Origin of the sequence: Deinococcus phoenicis, assembly GCF_000599865.1 — a bacterium.
Taxonomy (GTDB): Bacteria; Deinococcota; Deinococci; order Deinococcales; family Deinococcaceae; genus Deinococcus; species Deinococcus phoenicis.
In genome coordinates, this window is record NZ_JHAC01000094.1 from 1 (window position 1) to 1,025 (window position 1,025).

The window sequence follows — 1,025 nt, forward strand, 5'->3', positions numbered from 1 at the left end:
TAGGCTTCGGGTTCCGTCCGGTGTCTCCGGGTGTCGGCTCTCTCTCCCTTGCCTGAAAAGAGTTTACTCCCCCTCGCGTTATCTGTCAATAGACAGTAGATAAGATGAAGCCGGAGTGAAGCGGGCAGCAAAAAAGCCCCTCCCGCCCCAGCCGGAACCAGGGAGGGAGGGATAACCGCTCAAGTTGTCCGATGCTTCAGCGCCGCCCAGGGGGCACGTCCCCCATGCTCGGCCCGAAATCCGCGTCGGTGGTCGGGGTGCCGATGGTGCCGCCGCTCAGGCTGGCGGGGTCGATGGGGTCTGTCACCGCCTCCCCGGACTCGATGGCCGCGTACCCCCAGGCGACCGCCGCCCGCACCGCTGCGGCCTCCAGACGGTCGGCCAGGGGCAGGTCAAGCCACTTCCCCAGCACGGGGATTTTGTTGTCGTACTCCTCCACCGCCAGCAGCAGCCAGCGTTCGGCGTAGGCGGCCTTTTCGACTCCCGTCGCCCCCGGCAGCAGGTCTTTTGCGAGCTGTGCGGCGGCTTTGGCGGCGGCCTTGAGGCCGGAGACGGTCAGGACGTTGCCGATGCGGTTTTGCAGGGCGGCGGAAATGGCGTGGGTGTTCATGGTGGGGCCTCCAGAGTGGCGAGAGGGCGGATGGTATTCAGCGGTCCAGCCCCACGGCGGGCCAATCCGTGCGCGTGCGGGCGAGGTCGTCGAGCGAGGCGGGCTGCCAGTCATCGGCGGGGGCGGCAGGAGCTGGGGGTGCGGGCAGACTGTCAGAATCTGCCGCCCGCCCCACTTCCGCCTGCGCCTTCGCCCGCGCCCACGCGCCGTTGACCTGAATCCCCGTGACTGCTGCCTTGCCCCCGGACGCCACCAGCCCGGCCAGCAGGCCCAGCACGGCCCCGGAGACAGGCCGGGGGAACAGGCCCAGGGCCGCCAGCCCCGCGATGCCCCCAGCGGCCAGCACCGCCCCGAGCATGGCCCCCAGCAGGGCGGACACCAGCAGCACGATGCGGCCCTTCAGTCCGAGTTGATC

At 69.7% G+C, this 1,025-nt stretch carries 2 protein-coding genes; both read right to left on the reverse strand.

Annotated features, from left to right (window positions below; all coding sequences use genetic code 11):
* Positions 1–196: 196 nt before the first annotated feature.
* Positions 197–610: a hypothetical protein gene (locus DEIPH_RS18510; RefSeq protein WP_034361177.1), complete on the reverse strand. Its 414-nt coding sequence runs from the start codon at positions 608–610 to the stop codon at positions 197–199.
* A gap of 37 nt (positions 611–647) precedes the next feature.
* A partial coding sequence (locus DEIPH_RS20325; RefSeq protein ID WP_034360503.1) for a hypothetical protein occupies positions 648–1,025 on the reverse strand: 378 nt, incomplete at its 5' end.